The organism is Moorena sp. SIO3H5, assembly GCF_010692395.1.
Classification (GTDB): Bacteria; Cyanobacteriota; Cyanobacteriia; order Cyanobacteriales; family Coleofasciculaceae; genus Moorena.
This window is the reverse complement of sequence record NZ_JAAHHS010000794.1, coordinates 1-1,166: the sequence shown is the minus strand read 5'-3', so window position 1 is coordinate 1,166 and position 1,166 is coordinate 1. Positions and strand designations below refer to the sequence as shown.

At 32.6% G+C, this 1,166-nt stretch carries 1 protein-coding gene; it reads right to left on the bottom strand.

The window, feature by feature from the left end; all coding sequences use genetic code 11:
- Positions 1–601: 601 nt before the first annotated feature.
- A complete protein-coding gene (locus F6K52_RS36580) occupies positions 602–1,129 on the bottom strand; it encodes a rhomboid family intramembrane serine protease (RefSeq protein WP_364421540.1) in 528 nt (175 codons plus the stop codon).
- Positions 1,130–1,166: the final 37 nt, after the last annotated feature.

The following is a 1,166-nucleotide window of genomic DNA, read 5'->3' as shown; positions in this document are numbered from 1 at the left end:
AAAAAGCTGACTAATCAGTCATTTAATCAGCAATAAATCAAATAAATTTCCCAAATCTACGATGTATAACTACAAACATGTAAGTGCAAAGCAAAACAGGAGTAAATTTGCTCATGTAGTAAATATACATAGAAATAAAAATCTTGTAAATACTCTTTTTCAGTAGAATATTTAGGAGCGCAAAAATATTATTTCTACGTATTTATATCGTCAAAAGCTTTATTTTGCTTGCAAAAATAATTATTTATTGTGCTCTTTGTAACTAGTTAGGTCAAAATTAGAATATTCTTGTTTACAAAAAGTTTATATATATTTTACTTTTACTTGTTAGGTGCTTCATACTTTCTCTACAAATGAAGCTAATACCTTGATAAAAAGCATTTACTAGAAGACTAGAATGTTGATTCAATATTATTTTAGTCAATCAGGATAAAAATGATTATTTCAATAAAATTACACACAATGCATCTAATAACTTGATGATAGTTAGCTATTAGATGACACATGGAATAAAATTGAATGCAATGGAATATCAGCTCTTGATTACTTGATTACTTTTATCTACAAGTATGTTTACATTGACCTTGACAAAAATATCTTTTTAATCATAATTATCGCGACTAAATATCCCCAACACTGGACCTAAAATGAACCCGGCGACAAAACCACCAATATGCGCCCAGTAAGCGACTCCTCCTGTTTCCACAGTCATGTTTGCAGCAGCTTGTAAACTAGCAACCCCAGAAACAATATTTTGAATAAAGAAAAATCCGATTAGTATCAGGGCTGGAATTCTTAGGGTAGTGATGAAAAAACCCAAAAAAGCTAAGGTGACTACCCTAGCTTGGGGAAAACGAATAGCATAAGCTCCTAAAACCCCGGAAATTGCGCCACTCGCTCCTAAGGAAGGAATAGCAGAATTCATGCCAATAAACCACTGACACAAGCCTGCAAAAATTCCACAACCCAGATAAAAAATTAAATATTTTACATAGCCTAATCTATCTTCAATATTATTACCAAATACCCAAAGAAATAACATATTTGATATTAAGTGCCACCAACCACCATGTAAAAATTGGGAAGTAATTAAAGTTGCCCATTCTGGTACTTCTTGTCCTACAACCACCCCCTGAAAGCTAGCACTGAGTTCCCTTGGCACTATA